Annotated in this window: 9 protein-coding genes, 2 tRNA genes and 3 rRNA genes; all 14 read left to right on the forward strand. The window is 57.3% G+C overall.

The window, feature by feature from the left end:
- The first annotated feature begins 334 nt into the window (after positions 1–334).
- Positions 335–2,059, forward strand: a complete 1,725-nt coding sequence (locus tag AB4N98_RS16955) for an acetolactate synthase 3 large subunit (RefSeq protein WP_026067331.1) — start codon at positions 335–337, stop codon at positions 2,057–2,059.
- 2 nt (positions 2,060–2,061) lie between these two features.
- A complete protein-coding gene (gene ilvN / locus AB4N98_RS16960; RefSeq protein WP_003176102.1) occupies positions 2,062–2,553 on the forward strand; it encodes an acetolactate synthase small subunit in 492 nt (163 codons plus the stop codon).
- Between the two features lie 47 nt (positions 2,554–2,600).
- Positions 2,601–3,617, forward strand: a complete 1,017-nt coding sequence (gene ilvC / locus AB4N98_RS16965; protein WP_003194132.1) for a ketol-acid reductoisomerase — start codon at positions 2,601–2,603, stop codon at positions 3,615–3,617.
- 143 nt (positions 3,618–3,760) lie between these two features.
- Positions 3,761–4,618, forward strand: coding sequence for a CDP-diacylglycerol--serine O-phosphatidyltransferase (pssA, locus tag AB4N98_RS16970; protein ID WP_065876800.1), 858 nt, complete (start codon positions 3,761–3,763; stop codon positions 4,616–4,618).
- Positions 4,619–4,681: 63 nt separating this feature from the next.
- Positions 4,682–5,695 (forward strand): protein-methionine-sulfoxide reductase catalytic subunit MsrP, encoded by a 1,014-nt coding sequence (gene msrP / locus AB4N98_RS16975; RefSeq protein WP_068937239.1) that lies wholly within the window; start codon positions 4,682–4,684, stop codon positions 5,693–5,695.
- On the forward strand, positions 5,695–6,315 hold the full coding sequence (gene msrQ / locus AB4N98_RS16980; protein ID WP_017528759.1) for a protein-methionine-sulfoxide reductase heme-binding subunit MsrQ: 621 nt from the start codon (positions 5,695–5,697) through the stop codon (positions 6,313–6,315). The genes msrP and msrQ overlap by 1 nt, the downstream gene beginning before the upstream one ends.
- Positions 6,316–6,803: 488 nt before the next feature.
- A 16S ribosomal RNA gene (locus tag AB4N98_RS16985) occupies positions 6,804–8,340 on the forward strand.
- 82 nt (positions 8,341–8,422) lie between these two features.
- Positions 8,423–8,499: transfer RNA gene (locus tag AB4N98_RS16990), tRNA-Ile, on the forward strand.
- A 30-nt stretch (positions 8,500–8,529) separates the two neighbouring features.
- Positions 8,530–8,605: transfer RNA gene (locus AB4N98_RS16995), tRNA-Ala, on the forward strand.
- Positions 8,606–8,839: 234 nt separating this feature from the next.
- A 23S ribosomal RNA gene (locus AB4N98_RS17000) occupies positions 8,840–11,731 on the forward strand.
- Positions 11,732–11,888: 157 nt separating this feature from the next.
- Positions 11,889–12,004, forward strand: a 5S ribosomal RNA gene (gene rrf / locus AB4N98_RS17005).
- The 16S, 23S and 5S rRNA genes sit together here with 2 tRNA genes alongside, the layout of an rRNA operon.
- Before the next feature lie 134 nt (positions 12,005–12,138).
- The gene (gene recC, locus AB4N98_RS17010) at positions 12,139–15,588 is read left to right on the forward strand and encodes an exodeoxyribonuclease V subunit gamma (RefSeq protein ID WP_068932432.1); all 3,450 of its coding nucleotides are present in this window, start codon (positions 12,139–12,141) and stop codon (positions 15,586–15,588) included.
- A complete protein-coding gene (recB, locus tag AB4N98_RS17015) occupies positions 15,585–19,259 on the forward strand; it encodes an exodeoxyribonuclease V subunit beta (protein WP_068932433.1) in 3,675 nt (1,224 codons plus the stop codon). Before recC ends, recB begins: the two co-directional genes overlap by 4 nt.
- Positions 19,256–21,325: an exodeoxyribonuclease V subunit alpha gene (gene recD / locus AB4N98_RS17020; RefSeq protein WP_460148837.1), complete on the forward strand. Its 2,070-nt coding sequence runs from the start codon at positions 19,256–19,258 to the stop codon at positions 21,323–21,325. The genes recB and recD overlap by 4 nt, the downstream gene beginning before the upstream one ends.
- Positions 21,326–21,395 lie beyond the last annotated feature (70 nt).

Here is a 21,395-nt window from a genome sequence, read left to right on the forward strand (position 1 = left end):
CGTTCTCATGCGCTTAGTTGGAAAAAAGCGCAATTATTGCTTGACTTGAAGGGCCTGAAACACAAGAATCCAAAGTCCGCTGTATCGGGACTGCCAGAAGCAGGCCCGCTCGGCAGATCATGAGGCGCACATCCGCGCCGACCTGTTACACCCGCAACGCGTTACCTCGCGCTGGGTGGGAAAAGCCCGCAACACTTGGGACGATCCCAATACTTGCTCAGTCAGTGCTGACGTAGTCGGCGACCACCGTCGCTCATGCTCTGTTGAGAAGTAAACCTATTAAGACCCGTCGGTTTTCAACGGACGGTATTCTGGCGTTTTAGAGGTGAACAACGTGGAGCTTTTATCTGGCGGTGAGATGCTCGTCCGCTTTTTGCGTGACGAAGGCGTCGACTATATCTACGGGTACCCAGGTGGTGCTCTGCTGCATGTTTACGACGCACTGTTCAAGGAGCCGGCTGTTACCCACATCCTGGTTCGCCACGAACAGGCCGCGACCCATATGGCTGACGGTTATGCCCGTGCCACCGGTAAAGCCGGTGTGGTACTGGTGACCTCTGGCCCAGGCGCAACCAATGCCATTACCGGCATCGCGACTGCGTATATGGACTCTATCCCGATGGTGATCATCTCTGGCCAGGTGCCTAGCACCATGGTCGGTACCGATGCATTCCAGGAAACCGACATGATCGGTATCTCCCGGCCGATCGTGAAACACAGCTTCATGATCAAGCATGCGTCGGAAATCCCGGAAGTCATGAAAAAGGCCTTCTACCTCGCTCAGTCCGGTCGTCCGGGTCCTGTAGTGGTCGATATCCCGAAAGACATGACCAACCCGGCTGAAAAATTCGAATACGTTTTCCCGAAGAAAGCCAAGCTGCGCTCCTACAGCCCGGCCGTGCGTGGGCACTCTGGGCAAATCCGCAAGGCAGCAGAAATGCTTCTGGCGGCCAAGCGCCCAGTGCTGTACTCGGGCGGTGGCGTGATTCTGGGCGGCGGTTCCGCACCGTTGACCGAACTGGCCAAGATGCTCAACCTGCCGGTCACGAATACCCTGATGGGCCTCGGCGCATTTCCAGGCACGGATCGTCAGTTTGTCGGCATGCTCGGCATGCACGGCAGCTACACCGCCAACCTGACCATGCACCACGCCGACGTGATCCTGGCGGTGGGCGCACGGTTTGATGACCGTGTGATCAACGGCGCGAGCAAGTTCTGCCCGAATGCCAAGATCATTCACATCGACATCGACCCGGCGTCCATTTCCAAGACCATCAAGGCCGACGTGCCGATCGTTGGGCCGGTGGAAAGCGTGTTGACCGAAATGGTCGCCGCGCTCAAGGACATCGGCGAGACGCCGAACAAGGAATCCGTTGCCAGCTGGTGGAAGCAGATCGATGAATGGCGCGGCGATCGCGGCTTGTTCCCTTACGACAAGGGCGACGGCAGCATCATCAAGCCACAAACCGTGATCGAGACCCTGTGCGAAGTGACCAAGGGCGATGCCTTTGTGACCTCCGACGTAGGTCAGCACCAAATGTTCGCCGCGCAGTATTACAAGTTCGACAAGCCCAACCGCTGGATCAACTCCGGTGGCCTGGGCACGATGGGCTTCGGTTTTCCCGCGGCCATGGGGGTGAAACTGAGCTTCCCGGATGCCGACGTTGCCTGCGTCACCGGCGAAGGCAGCATCCAGATGAACATCCAGGAGTTGTCGACGTGCCTGCAGTACGGCCTTCCGGTGAAGATCGTCTGCTTGAACAATGGCGTACTGGGCATGGTTCGTCAGTGGCAGGACATGAGCTACGGTAGCCGTCACTCCCATTCCTACATGGAATCGTTGCCGGATTTCATCAAGTTGGTTGAAGCCTATGGCCATGTCGGCATTCGCATCACTGATTTGAAAGATCTAAAGCCGAAGATGGAAGAAGCGTTCGCCATGAAAGACCGCCTGGTGTTCATCGATATTCAGGTGGATACCAGCGAGCACGTCTATCCGATGCAGATCAAAGACGGCTCTATGCGCGACATGTGGCTGAACAAGACGGAGCGTACTTAATCATGCGGCATATTATCTCCCTGCTTCTGGAGAACGAACCCGGCGCTCTGTCTCGTGTTGTCGGCCTGTTTTCGCAACGCAACTACAACATCGAAAGCCTCACCGTGGCCCCGACCGAAGACCCGACCCTGTCGCGCCTGACGTTGACCACCGTGGGTCATGATGAAGTGATCGAACAGATCACCAAGAACCTCAACAAGCTGATCGAAGTGGTCAAGCTGGTCGACCTGTCGGAAAGTGCCCACATCGAGCGCGAGCTGATGCTGGTTAAAGTCAAGGCCACGGGTGCTCAACGTGCCGAGATCAAGCGCACTACCGACATCTATCGCGGGCAGATCGTCGATGTGAGTGCCAGCGTTTATACCGTTCAACTGACCGGTACAAGCGACAAGCTGGACAGCTTCATCCAGTCGATCGGGACGGCCTCGATTCTGGAAACGGTACGCAGTGGTGTCACCGGGATTGCCCGTGGCGACAAAGTACTCAGCATCTAACCCAAATTAGTGAATGGCCTTACGGCCTGGATATATAGAGGAACCTCATGAAAGTTTATTACGATAAAGATTGTGACCTGTCGATCATCCAGGGCAAGAAAGTCGCCATCATCGGCTACGGCTCCCAAGGTCACGCGCAAGCCTGCAACCTGAAAGATTCCGGCGTTGACGTGACTGTTGGCCTGCGTAAAGGCTCGGCCACTGTTGCCAAGGCTGAAGCTCACGGCCTGAAAGTGACTGACGTTGCTTCCGCTGTTGCGGCTGCCGACCTGGTCATGATCCTGACTCCGGACGAGTTCCAGTCCTCGCTGTACAAAAACGAAATCGAGCCGAACATCAAGAAAGGCGCCACCCTGGCCTTTTCCCACGGCTTCGCGATTCACTACAACCAGGTTGTGCCGCGCGCTGACCTGGACGTGATCATGATCGCGCCAAAAGCGCCAGGTCACACCGTACGTTCCGAGTTCGTGAAAGGCGGCGGTATTCCAGACCTGATCGCTATCTACCAGGACGCCTCCGGCAACGCCAAGAACGTTGCGTTGTCCTACGCTGCCGGCGTGGGTGGCGGTCGTACCGGCATCATCGAAACTACCTTCAAGGACGAGACCGAAACCGACCTGTTCGGCGAGCAAGCCGTTCTGTGTGGCGGTACCGTTGAGCTGGTCAAAGCAGGTTTCGAAACCCTGGTTGAAGCTGGCTATGCGCCGGAAATGGCCTACTTCGAATGCCTGCACGAACTGAAGCTGATCGTTGACCTCATGTACGAAGGCGGTATCGCCAACATGAACTACTCGATCTCCAACAACGCCGAATACGGCGAGTACGTGACTGGCCCGGAAGTGATCAACGCCGAGTCCCGTCAGGCCATGCGCAACGCCCTGAAACGTATTCAGGACGGCGAGTACGCCAAAATGTTCATCAGCGAAGGCGCTACCGGCTACCCTTCTATGACCGCCAAGCGTCGTAACAACGCTGCTCACGGTATCGAAGTGATCGGCGAGCAACTGCGCTCGATGATGCCGTGGATCGGTGCCAACAAGATCGTCGACAAAGCCAAAAACTAAGTCGAGCGCATCAAGAGAAAACGCGGCCTAGGCCGCGTTTTTTCGTTTGAGAGGCCGGTTCTGGTATAAAGCTGCATCGTTTGCGTGCGAACACTCGCCGCGAGTATTTGTCGAATTTTTCACACCGTTGCAAGGTAAAGTCCATGAGCGAACGTCCCGAAGAGCCAAGCCAGGCTTCTGACGCCGAAAGCCTGCTGCCGATCGATGAGCATGTCGAAGAAGGGCATGACGCGGAAGGCCGCAAGGTCCGGCATCGTGGCATCTATCTTTTGCCCAACCTGTTCACCACGGCGAACCTGTTCGCCGGGTTCTATTCCATTATCAACTCCATGAGTGCTCAGAGCGCGCTGGCGGCGGGTGATGCTGCGAGTGCCAGCAAGTATTTCGGCTTTGCTGCCATTGCGATCTTTGTCGCCATGGTGCTCGACGGCCTGGATGGTCGCGTGGCGCGTATGACCAATACTCAAAGTGCCTTCGGTGCCGAGTACGACTCGCTCTCGGACATGGTTGCCTTTGGTGTTGCTCCGGCGCTTTTGGCATTCGCCTGGGCGCTGGGTGATATGGGCAAGGTGGGGTGGATGGTTGCCTTTATTTATGTCGCGGGCGCGGCGTTGCGTCTGGCACGCTTCAATACCCAGGTAGGAACTGCCGACAAGCGTTACTTCATCGGCCTGGCCAGTCCGGCGGCGGCGGGTGTAGTGGCGGGGATCGTCTGGGCGTTTAGTGACTATGGCATCCAGGGATCGAAAATGTCGTTCCTGGTGGCCTTGATGGTCGCTGCGGCCGGGATGTTGATGGTCAGTAACATCAAGTACAACAGCTTCAAGGAGCTGGACCTTAAGGGGCGCGTTCCCTTCGTGGCTATCCTGGTGGTCGTGCTGGCGTTCGCCGTGGTCTTCAGTGATCCGCCGCGTATCCTGCTGTTGGCATTTCTGGTTTATGCCGTCTCGGGGCCGATTCAGTACCTGCTGCATCTGCGTCGGGACAAAACGTTGCCTTAATGTAATTTCCCCCATACTCCGCAGTCTATTGGTGCATCAGTCCTCCAATGCTGCGGAGTTGCCATGTTAATCAAATTGTCTAAAGCGTCCGATTGTCATGAATCGGATGTCACGCCTGAATCTTTTTATCTCTCTCGCCGCAGCTTACTCGGTGGTGCGTTGGCGGGTATTGCCGCCAGCAGCTTGCCGCGTTGGGCCAGTGCCGAGGATGCTGCGCGTTATGCCGACGTTGAACCGGGCAAAGCGCCTGATTGGTTTGCCGAGAAACTGCCGGCTACCAAATGGCAGGCAGTGACGGCTAAAGACGAAGCCATTACGCCATTCAAGGATGCCACCCACTACAACAACTTCTATGAGTTCGGCATAGATAAGGGCGACCCTGCGAACAATGCAGGCTCACTCAAGACCGAGCCCTGGAGCGTGGTGATTGATGGTGAGGTTGCAAAACCGGGGCGTTATGCCTTGGAAGACTTCATGAAGCCCTATCAATTGGAAGAGCGGATCTATCGTTTGCGCTGTGTGGAAGCTTGGTCGATGGTCATTCCATGGATAGGCTTTCCAATCTCTGCCTTGCTCAAGCAGGTTGAGCCAACTTCCAAGGCCAAATACATTCGTTTCGAAACCCTTCAGGATCCCAAGAGCATGCCTGGGCAGCGTTCGAGTTTCGGCTTGATCGACTGGCCGTATGTAGAAGGGTTGCGTCTGGATGAAGCAATGAATCCCTTGGCGATTCTTGCTGTTGGTATGTATGGGCGGGAGCTGCCGAATCAGAACGGCGCACCGTTGCGTCTGGTTGTGCCGTGGAAGTACGGTTTCAAGAGCGTGAAGTCAATCGTGCGGATCAGCCTGGTAAGCGAGCAGCCGAAAACCACCTGGCAGAGCATTGCGGCGGATGAGTATGGGTTTTATGCAAATGTGAACCCGACAGTCGATCATCCTCGTTGGACCCAAGCGCGCGAGCGTCGCTTGCCGAGTGGCCTGTTCAGTCCCAATGTGCGTGAAACGCAGATGTTCAATGGCTACTCAGAGGAGGTTGCTTCTCTTTATAGCGGTCTCGATCTGCGGAAGAACTACTGATGCGTTACCCCATCTGGCGCATTGGCATCTTTATCGCTGCGGCGGTGTGGCCGTTGTTATGGCTATATCAAGCGTGGAGCTTTGCGCTGGGGCCGGACCCGGGCAAGGTATTGGTTGATCGACTCGGCTTGGGTACGTTGATCCTGTTGTTGGTTACCCTGGGTATGACGCCACTGCAGAAGCTCAGTGGTTGGGCTGGGTGGATTGCTGTACGCCGCCAGCTTGGTTTGTGGTGCTTCGCTTATGTCGTGCTGCACCTGGCTGCCTATTGTGTGTTTGTCCTGGGCCTTGATTGGTCACAGTTGGGCGTGGAGTTACGTAAGCGGCCTTACATTATTGTCGGGGCGTTGGGCTTCTTGGCGTTGTTGGTGTTGGCGGTAACGTCCAATCGCTATAGCCAGCGTCGGCTGGGTAGCCGCTGGAAGAAATTGCATCGCCTTGTTTATGTGATTCTGGGGCTTGGCCTACTGCATATGTTGTGGATTGTGCGGGCTGATCTGAAGGAGTGGGCTATCTATGCTTCTATAGGTACGCTGCTCCTCGTATTACGGATTCCGCCCTTGATGCGTCGAATCCCTCGCCTTATTGCAAAAAAAGCACCTTCTGCAACGAAAGTGTAATTAACGCTTGACCGCAGACTCTGGAAGCCTATAATTCGCCCCACTTCCGGCGCAGTCGAAACGTAAAACTCCTTGGTAAACAATGAGTTACGCAGTTTTCGGCAGCAAGTTGCTTCAGTTCATCGAAGCCAAAAGGAAGTTGAAAAAGAGGTGTTGACAGCAGCGTGTAACGCTGTAGAATTCGCCTCCCGCTGACGAGGGATCGGAAGCGCAAGTGGTTGAAGTTGTTGAAGAAATCTTCGAAAGCTTCTGAAAATAACCGCTTGACAGCAAGTGAGGCTGCTGTAGAATGCGCGCCTCGGTTGAGACGAAAGCTCTTAACCAACCGCTCTTTAACAACTGAATCAAGCAATTCGTGTGGGTGCTTGTGGAGTCAGACTGATAGTCAACAAGATTATCAGCATCACAAGTTACTCCGCGAGAAATCAAAGATGTAACCAACGATTGCTGAGCCAAGTTTAGGGTTTCTTAAAAACCCAAAGATGTTTGAACTGAAGAGTTTGATCATGGCTCAGATTGAACGCTGGCGGCAGGCCTAACACATGCAAGTCGAGCGGTAGAGAGAAGCTTGCTTCTCTTGAGAGCGGCGGACGGGTGAGTAATGCCTAGGAATCTGCCTGGTAGTGGGGGATAACGTTCGGAAACGGACGCTAATACCGCATACGTCCTACGGGAGAAAGCAGGGGACCTTCGGGCCTTGCGCTATCAGATGAGCCTAGGTCGGATTAGCTAGTTGGTGAGGTAATGGCTCACCAAGGCGACGATCCGTAACTGGTCTGAGAGGATGATCAGTCACACTGGAACTGAGACACGGTCCAGACTCCTACGGGAGGCAGCAGTGGGGAATATTGGACAATGGGCGAAAGCCTGATCCAGCCATGCCGCGTGTGTGAAGAAGGTCTTCGGATTGTAAAGCACTTTAAGTTGGGAGGAAGGGCAGTTACCTAATACGTGATTGTTTTGACGTTACCGACAGAATAAGCACCGGCTAACTCTGTGCCAGCAGCCGCGGTAATACAGAGGGTGCAAGCGTTAATCGGAATTACTGGGCGTAAAGCGCGCGTAGGTGGTTTGTTAAGTTGGATGTGAAATCCCCGGGCTCAACCTGGGAACTGCATTCAAAACTGACTGACTAGAGTATGGTAGAGGGTGGTGGAATTTCCTGTGTAGCGGTGAAATGCGTAGATATAGGAAGGAACACCAGTGGCGAAGGCGACCACCTGGACTGATACTGACACTGAGGTGCGAAAGCGTGGGGAGCAAACAGGATTAGATACCCTGGTAGTCCACGCCGTAAACGATGTCAACTAGCCGTTGGGAGCCTTGAGCTCTTAGTGGCGCAGCTAACGCATTAAGTTGACCGCCTGGGGAGTACGGCCGCAAGGTTAAAACTCAAATGAATTGACGGGGGCCCGCACAAGCGGTGGAGCATGTGGTTTAATTCGAAGCAACGCGAAGAACCTTACCAGGCCTTGACATCCAATGAACTTTCTAGAGATAGATTGGTGCCTTCGGGAACATTGAGACAGGTGCTGCATGGCTGTCGTCAGCTCGTGTCGTGAGATGTTGGGTTAAGTCCCGTAACGAGCGCAACCCTTGTCCTTAGTTACCAGCACGTCATGGTGGGCACTCTAAGGAGACTGCCGGTGACAAACCGGAGGAAGGTGGGGATGACGTCAAGTCATCATGGCCCTTACGGCCTGGGCTACACACGTGCTACAATGGTCGGTACAGAGGGTTGCCAAGCCGCGAGGTGGAGCTAATCCCATAAAACCGATCGTAGTCCGGATCGCAGTCTGCAACTCGACTGCGTGAAGTCGGAATCGCTAGTAATCGCGAATCAGAATGTCGCGGTGAATACGTTCCCGGGCCTTGTACACACCGCCCGTCACACCATGGGAGTGGGTTGCACCAGAAGTAGCTAGTCTAACCTTCGGGAGGACGGTTACCACGGTGTGATTCATGACTGGGGTGAAGTCGTAACAAGGTAGCCGTAGGGGAACCTGCGGCTGGATCACCTCCTTAATCGACGACATCAGCTGCTCCATAAGTTCCCACACGAATTGCTTGATTCATTGAAGAAGACGATAAGAAGCAGCCCGAAATTGGGTCTGTAGCTCAGTTGGTTAGAGCGCACCCCTGATAAGGGTGAGGTCGGCAGTTCGAATCTGCCCAGACCCACCAATTTTGTGTGGGAAACGCCTGTAGAAATATGGGGCCATAGCTCAGCTGGGAGAGCGCCTGCCTTGCACGCAGGAGGTCAACGGTTCGATCCCGTTTGGCTCCACCACTACTGCTTCTGACGTATGAAAGCTTAGAAATGAGCATTCCATCCTAGCGATGGTGAATGTTGATTTCTAGTCTTTGATTAGATCGTTCTTTAAAAATTTGGGTATGTGATAGAAAGATAGACTGAACGTTACTTTCACTGGTAACGGATCAGGCTAAGGTAAAATTTGTGAGTGATTACAGATTTTCGGCGAATGTCGTCTTCACAGTATAACCAGATTGCTTGGGGTTATATGGTCAAGTGAAGAAGCGCATACGGTGGATGCCTTGGCAGTCAGAGGCGATGAAAGACGTGGTAGCCTGCGAAAAGCTTCGGGGAGTCGGCAAACAGACTTTGATCCGGAGATGTCTGAATGGGGGAACCCAGCCATCATAAGATGGTTATCTTGTACTGAATACATAGGTGCAAGAGGCGAACCAGGGGAACTGAAACATCTAAGTACCCTGAGGAAAAGAAATCAACCGAGATTCCCTTAGTAGTGGCGAGCGAACGGGGACTAGCCCTTAAGTGGCTTTGAGATTAGCGGAACGCTCTGGAAAGTGCGGCCATAGTGGGTGATAGCCCTGTACGCGAAAATCTCTTAGTCATGAAATCGAGTAGGACGGAGCACGAGAAACTTTGTCTGAATATGGGGGGACCATCCTCCAAGGCTAAATACTACTGACTGACCGATAGTGAACTAGTACCGTGAGGGAAAGGCGAAAAGAACCCCGGAGAGGGGAGTGAAATAGATCCTGAAACCGTATGCGTACAAGCAGTGGGAGCCCACTTTGTTGGGTGACTGCGTACCTTTTGTATAATGGGTCAGCGACTTATTTTCAGTGGCGAGCTTAACCGAATAGGGGAGGCGTAGCGAAAGCGAGTCTTAATAGGGCGTCTAGTCGCTGGGAATAGACCCGAAACCGGGCGATCTATCCATGGGCAGGTTGAAGGTTGGGTAACACTAACTGGAGGACCGAACCGACTACCGTTGAAAAGTTAGCGGATGACCTGTGGATCGGAGTGAAAGGCTAATCAAGCTCGGAGATAGCTGGTTCTCCTCGAAAGCTATTTAGGTAGCGCCTCATGTATCACTGTAGGGGGTAGAGCACTGTTTCGGCTAGGGGGTCATCCCGACTTACCAAACCGATGCAAACTCCGAATACCTACAAGTGCCGAGCATGGGAGACACACGGCGGGTGCTAACGTCCGTCGTGAAAAGGGAAACAACCCAGACCGTCAGCTAAGGTCCCAAAGTTATGGTTAAGTGGGAAACGATGTGGGAAGGCTTAGACAGCTAGGAGGTTGGCTTAGAAGCAGCCACCCTTTAAAGAAAGCGTAATAGCTCACTAGTCGAGTCGGCCTGCGCGGAAGATGTAACGGGGCTCAAACCATACACCGAAGCTACGGGTATCACGTAAGTGATGCGGTAGAGGAGCGTTCTGTAAGCCTGTGAAGGTGAGTTGAGAAGCTTGCTGGAGGTATCAGAAGTGCGAATGCTGACATGAGTAACGACAATGGGTGTGAAAAACACCCACGCCGAAAGACCAAGGTTTCCTGCGCAACGTTAATCGACGCAGGGTTAGTCGGTCCCTAAGGCGAGGCTGAAAAGCGTAGTCGATGGAAAACAGGTTAATATTCCTGTACTTCTGGTTATTGCGATGGAGGGACGGAGAAGGCTAGGCCAGCTTGGCGTTGGTTGTCCAAGTTTAAGGTGGTAGGCTGGAATCTTAGGTAAATCCGGGATTCTAAGGCCGAGAGCTGATGACGAGCTAACTTTTAGTTAGCGAAGTGGTTGATGCCATGCTTCCAAGAAAAGCTTCTAAGCTTCAGGTAACCAGGAACCGTACCCCAAACCGACACAGGTGGTTGGGTAGAGAATACCAAGGCGCTTGAGAGAACTCGGGTGAAGGAACTAGGCAAAATGGCACCGTAACTTCGGGAGAAGGTGCGCCGGTGAGGGTGAAGGACTTGCTCCGTAAGCTCATGCCGGTCGAAGATACCAGGCCGCTGCGACTGTTTATTAAAAACACAGCACTCTGCAAACACGAAAGTGGACGTATAGGGTGTGACGCCTGCCCGGTGCCGGAAGGTTAATTGATGGGGTTAGCTAACGCGAAGCTCTTGATCGAAGCCCCGGTAAACGGCGGCCGTAACTATAACGGTCCTAAGGTAGCGAAATTCCTTGTCGGGTAAGTTCCGACCTGCACGAATGGCGTAACGATGGCGGCGCTGTCTCCACCCGAGACTCAGTGAAATTGAAATCGCTGTGAAGATGCAGTGTATCCGCGGCTAGACGGAAAGACCCCGTGAACCTTTACTATAGCTTTGCACTGGACTTTGAATTTGCTTGTGTAGGATAGGTGGGAGGCTTTGAAGCGTGGACGCCAGTCTGCGTGGAGCCAACCTTGAAATACCACCCTGGCAACTTTGAGGTTCTAACTCAGGTCCGTTATCCGGATCGAGGACAGTGTATGGTGGGTAGTTTGACTGGGGCGGTCTCCTCCTAAAGAGTAACGGAGGAGTACGAAGGTGCGCTCAGACCGGTCGGAAATCGGTCGTAGAGTATAAAGGCAAAAGCGCGCTTGACTGCGAGACAGACACGTCGAGCAGGTACGAAAGTAGGTCTTAGTGATCCGGTGGTTCTGTATGGAAGGGCCATCGCTCAACGGATAAAAGGTACTCCGGGGATAACAGGCTGATACCGCCCAAGAGTTCATATCGACGGCGGTGTTTGGCACCTCGATGTCGGCTCATCACATCCTGGGGCTGAAGCCGGTCCCAAGGGTATGGCTGTTCGCCATTTAAAGTGGTACGCGAGCTGGGTTTAGAACGTCGTGAGACAGTTCGGTCCCTATCTGCCGTGGACGTTTGAGATTTGAGAGGGGCTGCTCCTAGTACGAGAGGACCGGAGTGGACGAACCTCTGGTGTTCCGGTTGTCACGCCAGTGGCATTGCCGGGTAGCTATGTTCGGAATAGATAACCGCTGAAAGCATCTAAGCGGGAAACTAGCCTCAAGATGAGATCTCACTGGAACCTTGAGTTCCCTGAAGGGCCGTCGAAGACTACGACGTTGATAGGTTGGGTGTGTAAGCGCTGTGAGGCGTTGAGCTAACCAATACTAATTGCCCGTGAGGCTTGACCATATAACACCCAAGCAATTTGACTACTCGAAAGAGCATCAGATTGCGGTGTGTGAAGACGAAACGAACCGAAAGTTTGTAACTCACAAAACACCGACTGCTGTCACATACCCAATTTGCTGAAGCGAGGCCATCTGGTCACGAGTCAGTACCCGAATTTCTTGACGACCATAGAGCATTGGAACCACCTGATCCCATCCCGAACTCAGCAGTGAAACGATGCATCGCCGATGGTAGTGTGGGGTTTCCCCATGTGAGAGTAGGTCATCGTCAAGATTAAATTCCAAAACCCCATTTGCGAAAGCAGATGGGGTTTTGTTTTGGGCGCTCGGAAAGTGCAAGAAGCTCATCAGAGCGACCTTCAATGCTAAAGTCCTTTCCTCGATTTAGCTTTTCCCAAGGAAGCCGTTATGCCGGATGCGACGTCACTCAGCGCTGGATTCATGGTGGTTCACGGCAATCGCCTGGACGAACTGCGCAGCTTGGTGGTGAGTTGGATGCGCCGTTACCCTCTGGCGCCCCTGGAAAACGAAATCGCGTTGGTACAAAGCAACGGCATTGCTCAATGGCTCAAGTTGGCCCTGGCGGAAGACCCGCAAGAGGACGATATGGGCGGCTGCGGCATCGCCGCCGCCATCGACGTGCAACTTCCCGGCAGCTTCATGTGGCAGCTCTATCGCATGGTCTTGGGACGTGACGAAATCCCCCCCAAGTCTCTGCTCGATAAAGCTCCACTCACATGGCGCTTGATGCGCTTGCTTCCGGAACTCATCGATCGACCGCATTTCGAGCCATTACAACGCTTTTTGACCCACGACACGGATCTACGTAAACGCTACCAACTGGCGGAGCGCCTGGCCGACTTGTTCGACCAATATCAGGTCTACCGCGCCGACTGGCTGGAAGACTGGGCTGCCGGTCGCCACCAATTGCGCAACGGTCGAGGCGAACCCAAGCCACTCAACCCCTCCAACTGCTGGCAAGCTGAGTTATGGCGCGCATTGCTACTGGATGTAGGGGCAGAGGGCATGGCCCAAAGCCGGGCCGGTGTTCATCAGCGCTTCATCGAACGCATCAATGCCCTTGCGCAAGCACCTAATGGGCTGCCTTCGCGGGTGATCGTTTTCGGGATTTCTTCCCTGCCTGCCCAAGCGCTCGAAGCCCTTGCCGGACTCGCCCGTTTCAGCCAAGTCCTGCTGTGCGTGCACAACCCTTGTCGCCATCATTGGTCCGACATCGTTGCCGACAAAGACCTACTGCGTAACGAATACAAACGCCAAGCGCGCAAAGCTGGCATGCCGCTCACGCTCGATTCACAGACCCTGCACCAGCACGCCCACCCGTTACTCGCTGCCTGGGGCAAGCAAGGCCGCGACTACATCAGCCTGCTGGACAGTTATGACGACCCCAACAGTTACCGCGCAGCCTTCCACGACGGTCGCATCGACCTGTTCAGCGACAGCGTCCCCACCACACTGCTCAACCAACTCCAGGACGATATCCTCGAGCTACGCCCACTCAATGAGACGCGTGAGCGATGGGCTGCTGTCGATCTGCAACGTGATACGTCAATCCGCTTCCACATTGCCCACAGCGCTCAACGCGAAGTGGAAATTCTCCACGACCAATTGCTTCAACGCTTCAGCGACGATCCGGCACTGCGCCCCCGCGACATCATCGTCATGGTCCCCGATGTCGACAGCTACGCGCCGCATATTCGCGCCGTGTTCGGCCAGTTGGAAAGAAGCGACTCCCGCTTCATCCCCTTCACCCTTACCGATCAAGGCCAGCGTGGCCGCGACCCGCTGCTGATCGCCGTTGAACACCTGCTCAAACTCCCTGACAGCCGCTTCCCCGTCAGCGAAATTCTTGACCTGCTCGACGTTCCCGCGCTGCGCGAACGTTTCGCCATCAAGGAGCGCGACCTGCCCACGCTGCACCGCTGGATCGAAGGCGCCGGCATTCGTTGGGGCCTCAACGCCGAACAACGTGCCGGCCTCGGTCTGCCGGTAGACCTGGAGCAGAACAGCTGGCGATTTGGCCTGCGTCGTATGCTGTTGGGGTACGCCGTCGGCACCGGTGCCGCTTGCAACGGCATTGAACCCTACGATGAAATCGGGGGCCTCGACGCGGCGTTGATTGGCCCCTTGGTCGCTCTGCTCGACGCATTGCATGACGCGCATCAAACGCTCTCCCAACCGGCCGCGCCCCAAGAGTGGGGCGAACGTCTACGACGATTGATGCAACTTTTCTTCCTGCCCAGCAGCGAGCACGACGACTACCTGCTCGGCCAACTCGAACAACTCCGGGAAACGTGGCTGGAAACCTGCGAGTCCGTTGGCCTGCAGGACCAATTACCTCTCACTGTAGTGCGCGAAGCCTGGCTGGCCGGTCTCGATCAAGGCCGCTTGTCCCAGCGTTTCCTCGCCGGTGCTGTCAATTTTTGTACCCTGATGCCTATGCGAGCGATCCCGTTCAAGCTCGTTTGCCTGCTCGGCATGAACGACGGCGACTACCCTCGCGCGCAACCGCCGCTGGATTTCGACCTGATGGGCAGCGACTACCGCCCCGGTGATCGTTCACGCCGCGAAGACGACCGCTACCTGCTACTCGAAGCCTTGCTGTCCGCCCGCGATCAGCTCTATATCAGTTGGGTGGGCCGCAGCATCCGCGACAATAGCGAGCGCCCCGCATCAGTACTGATCGGCCAACTGCGCGATCATATCGCCAGCGGCTGGCATAACGCACAAGCAACCCCCCTAGTGGAGGCGATGACCCAGGAACACCCTCTTCAACCTTTCAGCGCCCGCTATTTCCACGAAGACGACCCGCTGTTCAGTTATGCCCGCGAGTGGCAATTGCTCCACCAAACGGCCGAAGCCGTGGTTAATGCAGATGAGCTGGCGCAGCACCACCAGGAGGAACCGCTGAGCCTTGGCCAGCTACAAGACTTCCTGCGCAACCCGGTCAAACACTTCTTCAGCCAGCGCCTCAAGGTATTTTTCGAAGCTGCCGAAGTGCCTTTGGCTGATGAAGAACCCTTCGTCCTCGATGCATTGCAACGCTACAGCTTGAGTGACAGCCTGTTGAACGCCGCGCTGTCACAGCCGGCTCAGCTCGACCAAGCCCTCAACGCCCAGGCCTTGCGTTTGCAAGGCAGCGGTCTGTTGCCCATGGTCGGTTTCGGCGAGTGCCTGCGCAACGAACTGATCGAGCCTTTGCCCGACCTGCTACAGCGCTACCACCAATTACTGGCCCTCTGGCCAACCCCGCATCCCGGTGCCGAACCGATCAGTTTCGAGCATCAAGGCATTGCGCTGGAGGGCTGGATCAGTGGGCTGCATCGACGCAGTGATGGCGGGTTGCTAAGCATCACCACCATCCCCAACAGCATTGGCTCGGTCAAAACGCGCAAGTGGCATCGCCTGATCCGTCCGTGGGTCAATCACCTGGTGGCGTGTGCCTGCGGTCTGCCGCTGAGCACCGGTCTGGTGGCCAGCGACGACACCTTGCTGCTGGCCCCGCTGGATAAAGCCGCCGCCCGGGAAACCCTCGGCGAACTGCTGCTGGCCTGGCGCTACGGCATGCAAAAACCACTTGCGGTAGCCGTTAAAACTGCCTTCGCCTGGCTCAGCCAAACCGACCCGGACAAGGCCCACGCCGCAGCGCGCAAAGCCTTCGAAGGCGACGGCTTGACCTCCGACGGCGAGCGCCGCGAAACCCCCGCGCTCACCCGACAATTCCCCGATTACAGCGCCTTGATCGCGAATGAAGAATTCGAAGGTTGGTGCGAAACCCTCTATCGCCCACTGCTCAATGCTCCCTGGCGATCACTTACAGGCGAGGAGGTCGGCACATGAACAACAAACCCTTGGCCCTGGCCTTCCCGCTAAAAGGCAGCCAACTGATTGAAGCCAGCGCCGGTACCGGCAAAACCTTCACCATCTCCGCGTTGTACCTGCGCCTGGTGCTTGGCCACGGCGGTCAAGAGTCCGGCTTTGGCCGCGAACTGCTGCCGCCGCAAATCCTGGTGGTGACCTTCACGGATGCGGCAACGAAAGAGTTGCGTGAACGTATCCGCATTCGCCTGGCTGAAGCCGCGCGGTTTTTTCGCGACGAAATCGATCAGCCCGATGCCCTGATCGCAGAGCTGCGCGAAGAATACCCACCCGAGCAATGGCCCGGCTGCGCCAACCGCTTGGACATTGCCGCGCAGTGGATGGACGAGGCCGCCGTTTCGACCATTCATAGTTGGTGCCAGCGCATGCTGCGCGAACATGCGTTCGACAGCGGCAGCCTGTTTACCCAGACCCTGGAGACCGACCACAGCGACCTGCTGGGCCAAGTGCTGCGCGATTACTGGCGGTTGTTCTGCTACCCCATGCACGACGACGCCCTCAACTGGGTGCGCAGTAACTGGGGTGGCCCCGCTGCGTTGATGCCACGCGTGCGCGCACTGTTCGGCAGCGAACGGCCGACAGATGAAAACCGCGAACCCGCCGAGTTGATCAGCGCTTGCCTACAAGAACGCCGCGAAGCGTTGATCAACATCAAAGCTCCCTGGCAACAATGGGCCGCTGAGCTACGCGATATCTGCCTGCAAGCGGTGGCCGCCAAAGCGGTCGACGGCCGCAAGATGCAAGCTCGCTACTTTGAGCCCTGGTTCGAGAAGATCAGCGCCTGGGCCGCAGACGACATCCTGGAACAACTGGACATCGGCACCGGTTTTACCCGGCTCACCCCCGACGGTATAGCCGAAGCCTGGAAGGGCGACCCACCGCAGCATCCCGGCATTGACGCCATGGCCAGCCTTAAAGCCAGCCTTGACGCCCTGCCTACCCCCGATGCCGCCGTGTTGCAACACGCCGCCGGCTGGGTGAGCAAGTGCTTCGAAGAAGAAAAACGCCGCCGCGCCGAAATGGGCTTCGACGACATGCTGATCCGCCTCAACGCGGCCTTGCAAGCCGACGGCGGCGAGCGCCTGGCTAACGTGATTCGTGAGCAGTTCCCGGTAGCCCTGATCGATGAATTCCAAGACACCGACCCCGTGCAATACAACATCTTCGACAGCATTTACCGCATCGAAGAAAACCACCCCGACAGCGGCTTGTTCCTGATCGGCGACCCCAAGCAGGCGATCTACGCCTTCCGTGGTGCCGATATCTATACCTACTTGCGTGCGCGGCAGTCCACCACCGGACGGCACCACACCTTGGGCACCAACTTCCGCTCCAGCCATGCGATGGTCGAGGCGGTAAACCATGTATTCCAGCGCGCGGAAACAGGTCGCGGTGCGTTCTTGTTCCGTGAACCCAATGGTGATAACCCGGTGCCGTTCCAGCCGGTGCTGTCCCAAGGACGCAAGGAAAAACTCCAGGTCGATGGCCAAACGCTGCCGGCGATGAACCTCTGGCACCTGCCTACCGACCAACCCGTATCCAACGCGGTGTACCGCCAGCAATTGGCCGGCGCCTGCGCCACGCAGATTGTCGCGTTGCTCAACGGCGGCCAGCAGGGCACGGCCGGCTTCCTACACTCAGATGACAGCTTCAAAGGCGTACTACCGTCAGACATCGCCATCCTCGTGCGCGACGGTAAAGAAGCCCAGGCCGTGCGCGCCGAGTTGGCTGCTCGTGGTGTGCGTAGCGTGTACCTGTCCGATAAGGACTCGGTGTTCGCCGCCCAAGAAGCCCACGACCTGCTGGCCTGGCTCAAGGCCTGCGCAGAGCCCGACGTCGAGCGCCCGCTGCGCGCCGCGCTGGCCTGCGTCACGCTCAACCTTTCCCTGCCGGAACTGGAGCGTCTGAACCAGGACGAACTGGCGTGGGAAACCCGTGTGATGCAATTTCGTGGCTATCGCGCGATCTGGCGTACCCAAGGCGTGCTGCCGATGCTGCGTCGCCTGCTCCACGATTTCAAACTGCCACAAACCCTGATCGCCCGCAGCGACGGCGAGCGCGTGTTGACCAACCTGCTGCACCTGAGTGAACTGCTGCAACAGGCCGCTTCGGAGCTGGATGGCGAACAGGCGCTGATCCGCCATCTGGCCGAACACCTGGCGTCGTCCGGCCAGGCCGGCGAAGAGCAGATCCTGCGGCTGGAAAGCGATGAGCAGCTGGTCAAGGTAGTGACCATCCACAAATCCAAGGGCCTGGAGTACGACTTGGTGTTCCTGCCGTTCATTTGTTCGGCCAAACCGGTAGACGGCAGCCGATTGCCGCTGCACTACCACGACGAACACGGTAAATCCCAGGTCAGCCTGCGCCCAACCGCCGAGTTGATTGCCCAGGCCGATGACGAGCGTCTGGCCGAAGACCTGCGTCTGTTCTACGTAGCCCTGACGCGCGCCAAACATGCCTGCTGGCTTGGCGTTGCCGACCTCAAGCGCGGCAACAGCGCCAGTTCGGTATTGCACCTGTCGGCGCTGGGCTATTTGCTCGGCGGCGGGGCCTCGTTGGCGGAATCGGCAGGCCTGGCGCGTTGGCTGCTGGACCTGCAGCAAGGCTGCCCGGCCATCCACTACGCCCACGTACCCGAAGCGCAAGAAAGCCTGTTTCACCCACCGCGCAACCAGGCCACCTTGCTCGCGCCGTTATTGCCCAAGCGCAAGGCCGCCGAAAACTGGTGGATCGCGTCCTACAGCGCCTTGCGCATTGGCGACAGCATGAGCGTCGCCAATCTCGAGGCACCAGAAAGCCCGCAAGCGCAAAAGCTGTTCGATGACGAACGCCTCGACCCCGACGCACCGCGTGAAGTGGCGGTGTCCGGCGGCGACATACACCGTTTCCCACGCGGCCCCAACCCCGGCACCTTCCTCCACGGCTTGCTGGAGTGGGCCGGCGAAGAAGGCTTCAACGTGTCACCGCAGGCCATCGAAAACGCCGTAGGCGCCCGTTGCAATCGCCGCAACTGGGAAGGCTGGATCATCACCCTCAGCGGTTGGCTGGGCCATTTGCTGCAAACGCCGCTGCCGGTGGATAACGCTCACGTTACCCTCAGCAGCCTGCAGCAATACCAGATCGAAATGGAGTTCTGGTTTGCCAGCCATAAAGTCGACGTGCTCGCCCTCGATAAGCTGGTGTGCCAGTACACCCACAACGGTGTCGCGCGGGTAGCCGCCGAGCCGGTGCTGCTCAACGGTATGTTCAAGGGCTTTATCGACCTGACTTTCGAACATGACGGCCGCTATTACGTGGCCGACTACAAATCCAACTGGCTCGGCCCAGACGATTCGGCCTACACCCTCGATGCCATGGAACGTTCGATCCTTGAGCATCGGTATGACTTGCAATACGTGCTTTACCTGCTGGCCCTGCACCGCCAACTGAAGGCTCGTCTGCCGGACTATGACTACGACCGTCACGTCGGTGGTGCGCTGTATGTGTTTCTGCGCGGCACCCAGTCCGCGAGCCGGGGCGCGTATTTCACCCGGCCGCCACGAGAACTGATCGAAGGCCTGGACCTGTTGTTCCAGGGCAAGCCCATCCCGCCCAAGGTTGAGCCCGCCTGGGAACAAGGAGTGTTGTTATGAGCCTGTCGCCGTTACCGCTTGAAGCGCTGGAGCCCCTGGGCCGCGCCGCCGACCTGGTGCAGTTGCTTGAGCGATGGGTTGACCGTGGTTGGCTGCGGGCGTTGGACAAGGCCTTTGTCGGTTTCCTGCATGAACTCGACCCGCAGGCCGACCCCTTGGTGCTGCTGGCGGCGGCCTTGACCAGCCATCAATTGGGCCACGGTCACGTGTGCCTCGACCTGTTTGAAACCCTCAAGGCGCCGGATTTCGCCTTGTCCTTGCCGCCCGAAGGCGACCTGCAAACCGGTGCCATGCTACTGCCGTCGCAATTGCTTGATGGTCTCGACGGTGCCCATTGGTGCCATGCCCTGGCCGCGAGCCCGCTGGTCGCCCTGGCGTTGGACGCCAGCGAAGCCGCGCAAAGCCGTCCGCTGGTGCTGTCCGGCAAACGCTTGTACCTGCGCCGCTACTGGGCCTACGAGCGCCGCATCGACAGCGCTCTACGCCAGCGGCTGGCGAGCGAAGAAGCGGTCGCCGCCGATTTGCCCGAACGCCTCAACGGTCTGTTTGACCAGCCGGCGCCCGATGGCGTGATCGACTGGCAAAAGCTCGCCTGCGCCCTGGCTACCCGAGGTGCCTTCAGCATCGTCACCGGCGGCCCCGGTACCGGCAAGACCACCACCGTGGTGCGCTTGCTCGCCTTGTTGCAGGCGCCTGCCGTCGAGGCCGGCAGCCCGTTGCGCATCCGTCTTGCCGCGCCCACCGGTAAAGCCGCCGCGCGCCTTACCGAGTCCATCAGCCAGCAAGTGCTGTCGCTGAAAGTGCCGCAAAGCGTGAAGGAAAAGATCCCGACCCAAGTCACCACTGTTCACCGTTTACTGGGCAGTCGCCCCGGCACCCGGCACTTCCGTCATCACCTGGGCAACCCATTGCCATTGGATGTGCTGGTGGTGGACGAAGCCTCGATGATCGACCTGGAGATGATGGCCAACCTGTTGGACGCGTTGCCGCCCCATGCGCGCCTGGTGCTGTTGGGCGACAAGGACCAACTCGCCTCGGTGGAGGCCGGCGCCGTACTCGGCGACTTGTGCCGCGACGCCGAAGCCGGCTGGTACAACCCCCAGACCCGCCAATGGCTGCAAACCGTCAGCGGCGAAGACCTCAGCGCCGGCGGCCTGCGCGAAGACCTCGACGGTAGCCATCCCCTGGCCCAGCAAGTGGTGATGCTGCGTTACTCGCGACGTTTCGGCGAAGGCAGCGGCATCGGCCAACTGGCACGCTGGGTTAACCAGCAGAACGCCGAAGAGGCGCGCAAACTGCTGGCCGCGCGCAGCCACCGCGACCTGTTCTGCGTAGGCCTTAAGGGTGAGCACGACCACGCCTTGGAACGTCTGGTTTTGGACGGGCAGGGTGAGGGTGCCGAGGGCTATCGCTATTACCTCAACCTGCTGCACAGCGCCCGTCCGTCCCTCGACACCCCGCGTGAAGACGCCGCCTGGACCCACTGGGCACAGCAATTGTTGCAAGCCTTCGATGCGTTTCAGCTGCTCTGCGCGGTGCGCAAGGGCCCGTGGGGCGTGGAAGGGCTGAACCTGCGCATCACCGCGGCCTTGCGCAAAGTTCGGCTGATCGAGGGCGAAGAGCAATGGTATGAAGGCCGCCCGGTACTCATGACCCGTAATGACTATGGCCTGGGCCTGATGAACGGCGACATCGGCATCGCCCTCAAACTCCCCGAAAGCAACGGCGGCCCCCACGTGTTGCGCGTGGCGTTCCCACGTAACGACGGCCAGGGCGGCGTGCGATTTGTGCTGCCCAGCCGGCTTAACGATGTGGAAACCGTGTACGCCATGACCGTGCACAAATCCCAGGGCTCGGAGTTCACTCACACGGCATTGATCCTGCCAGACGCCTTGAACCCGGTATTGACCAAGGAGCTGATCTACACCGGCATTACCCGCGCCAAGCGCTGGTTCAGCCTGATCGAACCGCGTGGCGGGGTGTTTGAGGAGGCCGTACGGCGCAAGGTCAAGCGCTTGAGTGGGTTGATGCTGGAGCTGGGCCAGGAAGCAGACAAAACTGACTGAACGGTTATTTAATCTTTCTGGTTGAGTTGTAGGTGTTTTCTGAAAAAATAGCAGGACCCTTCGAGGTGGC

This window comes from Pseudomonas sp. S3_E10 (assembly GCF_054667615.1).

Bases quoted from the DNA above. Each gene is read 5' to 3' on its own strand.
- msrQ (WP_017528759.1), top strand. From the start codon at position 5,695: ATGCGTTACCCCATCTGGCGCATTGGCATCTTTATCGCTGCGGCGGTG.
- recC (WP_068932432.1), top strand. From the start codon at position 12,139: ATGCCGGATGCGACGTCACTCAGCGCTGGATTCATGGTGGTTCACGGC.
- pssA (WP_065876800.1), top strand. From the start codon at position 3,761: ATGAGCGAACGTCCCGAAGAGCCAAGCCAGGCTTCTGACGCCGAAAGC.
- recB (WP_068932433.1), top strand. From the start codon at position 15,585: ATGAACAACAAACCCTTGGCCCTGGCCTTCCCGCTAAAAGGCAGCCAA.
- ilvN (WP_003176102.1), top strand. From the start codon at position 2,062: ATGCGGCATATTATCTCCCTGCTTCTGGAGAACGAACCCGGCGCTCTG.
- msrP (WP_068937239.1), top strand. From the start codon at position 4,682: ATGTTAATCAAATTGTCTAAAGCGTCCGATTGTCATGAATCGGATGTC.
- ilvC (WP_003194132.1), top strand. From the start codon at position 2,601: ATGAAAGTTTATTACGATAAAGATTGTGACCTGTCGATCATCCAGGGC.
- recD (WP_460148837.1), top strand. From the start codon at position 19,256: ATGAGCCTGTCGCCGTTACCGCTTGAAGCGCTGGAGCCCCTGGGCCGC.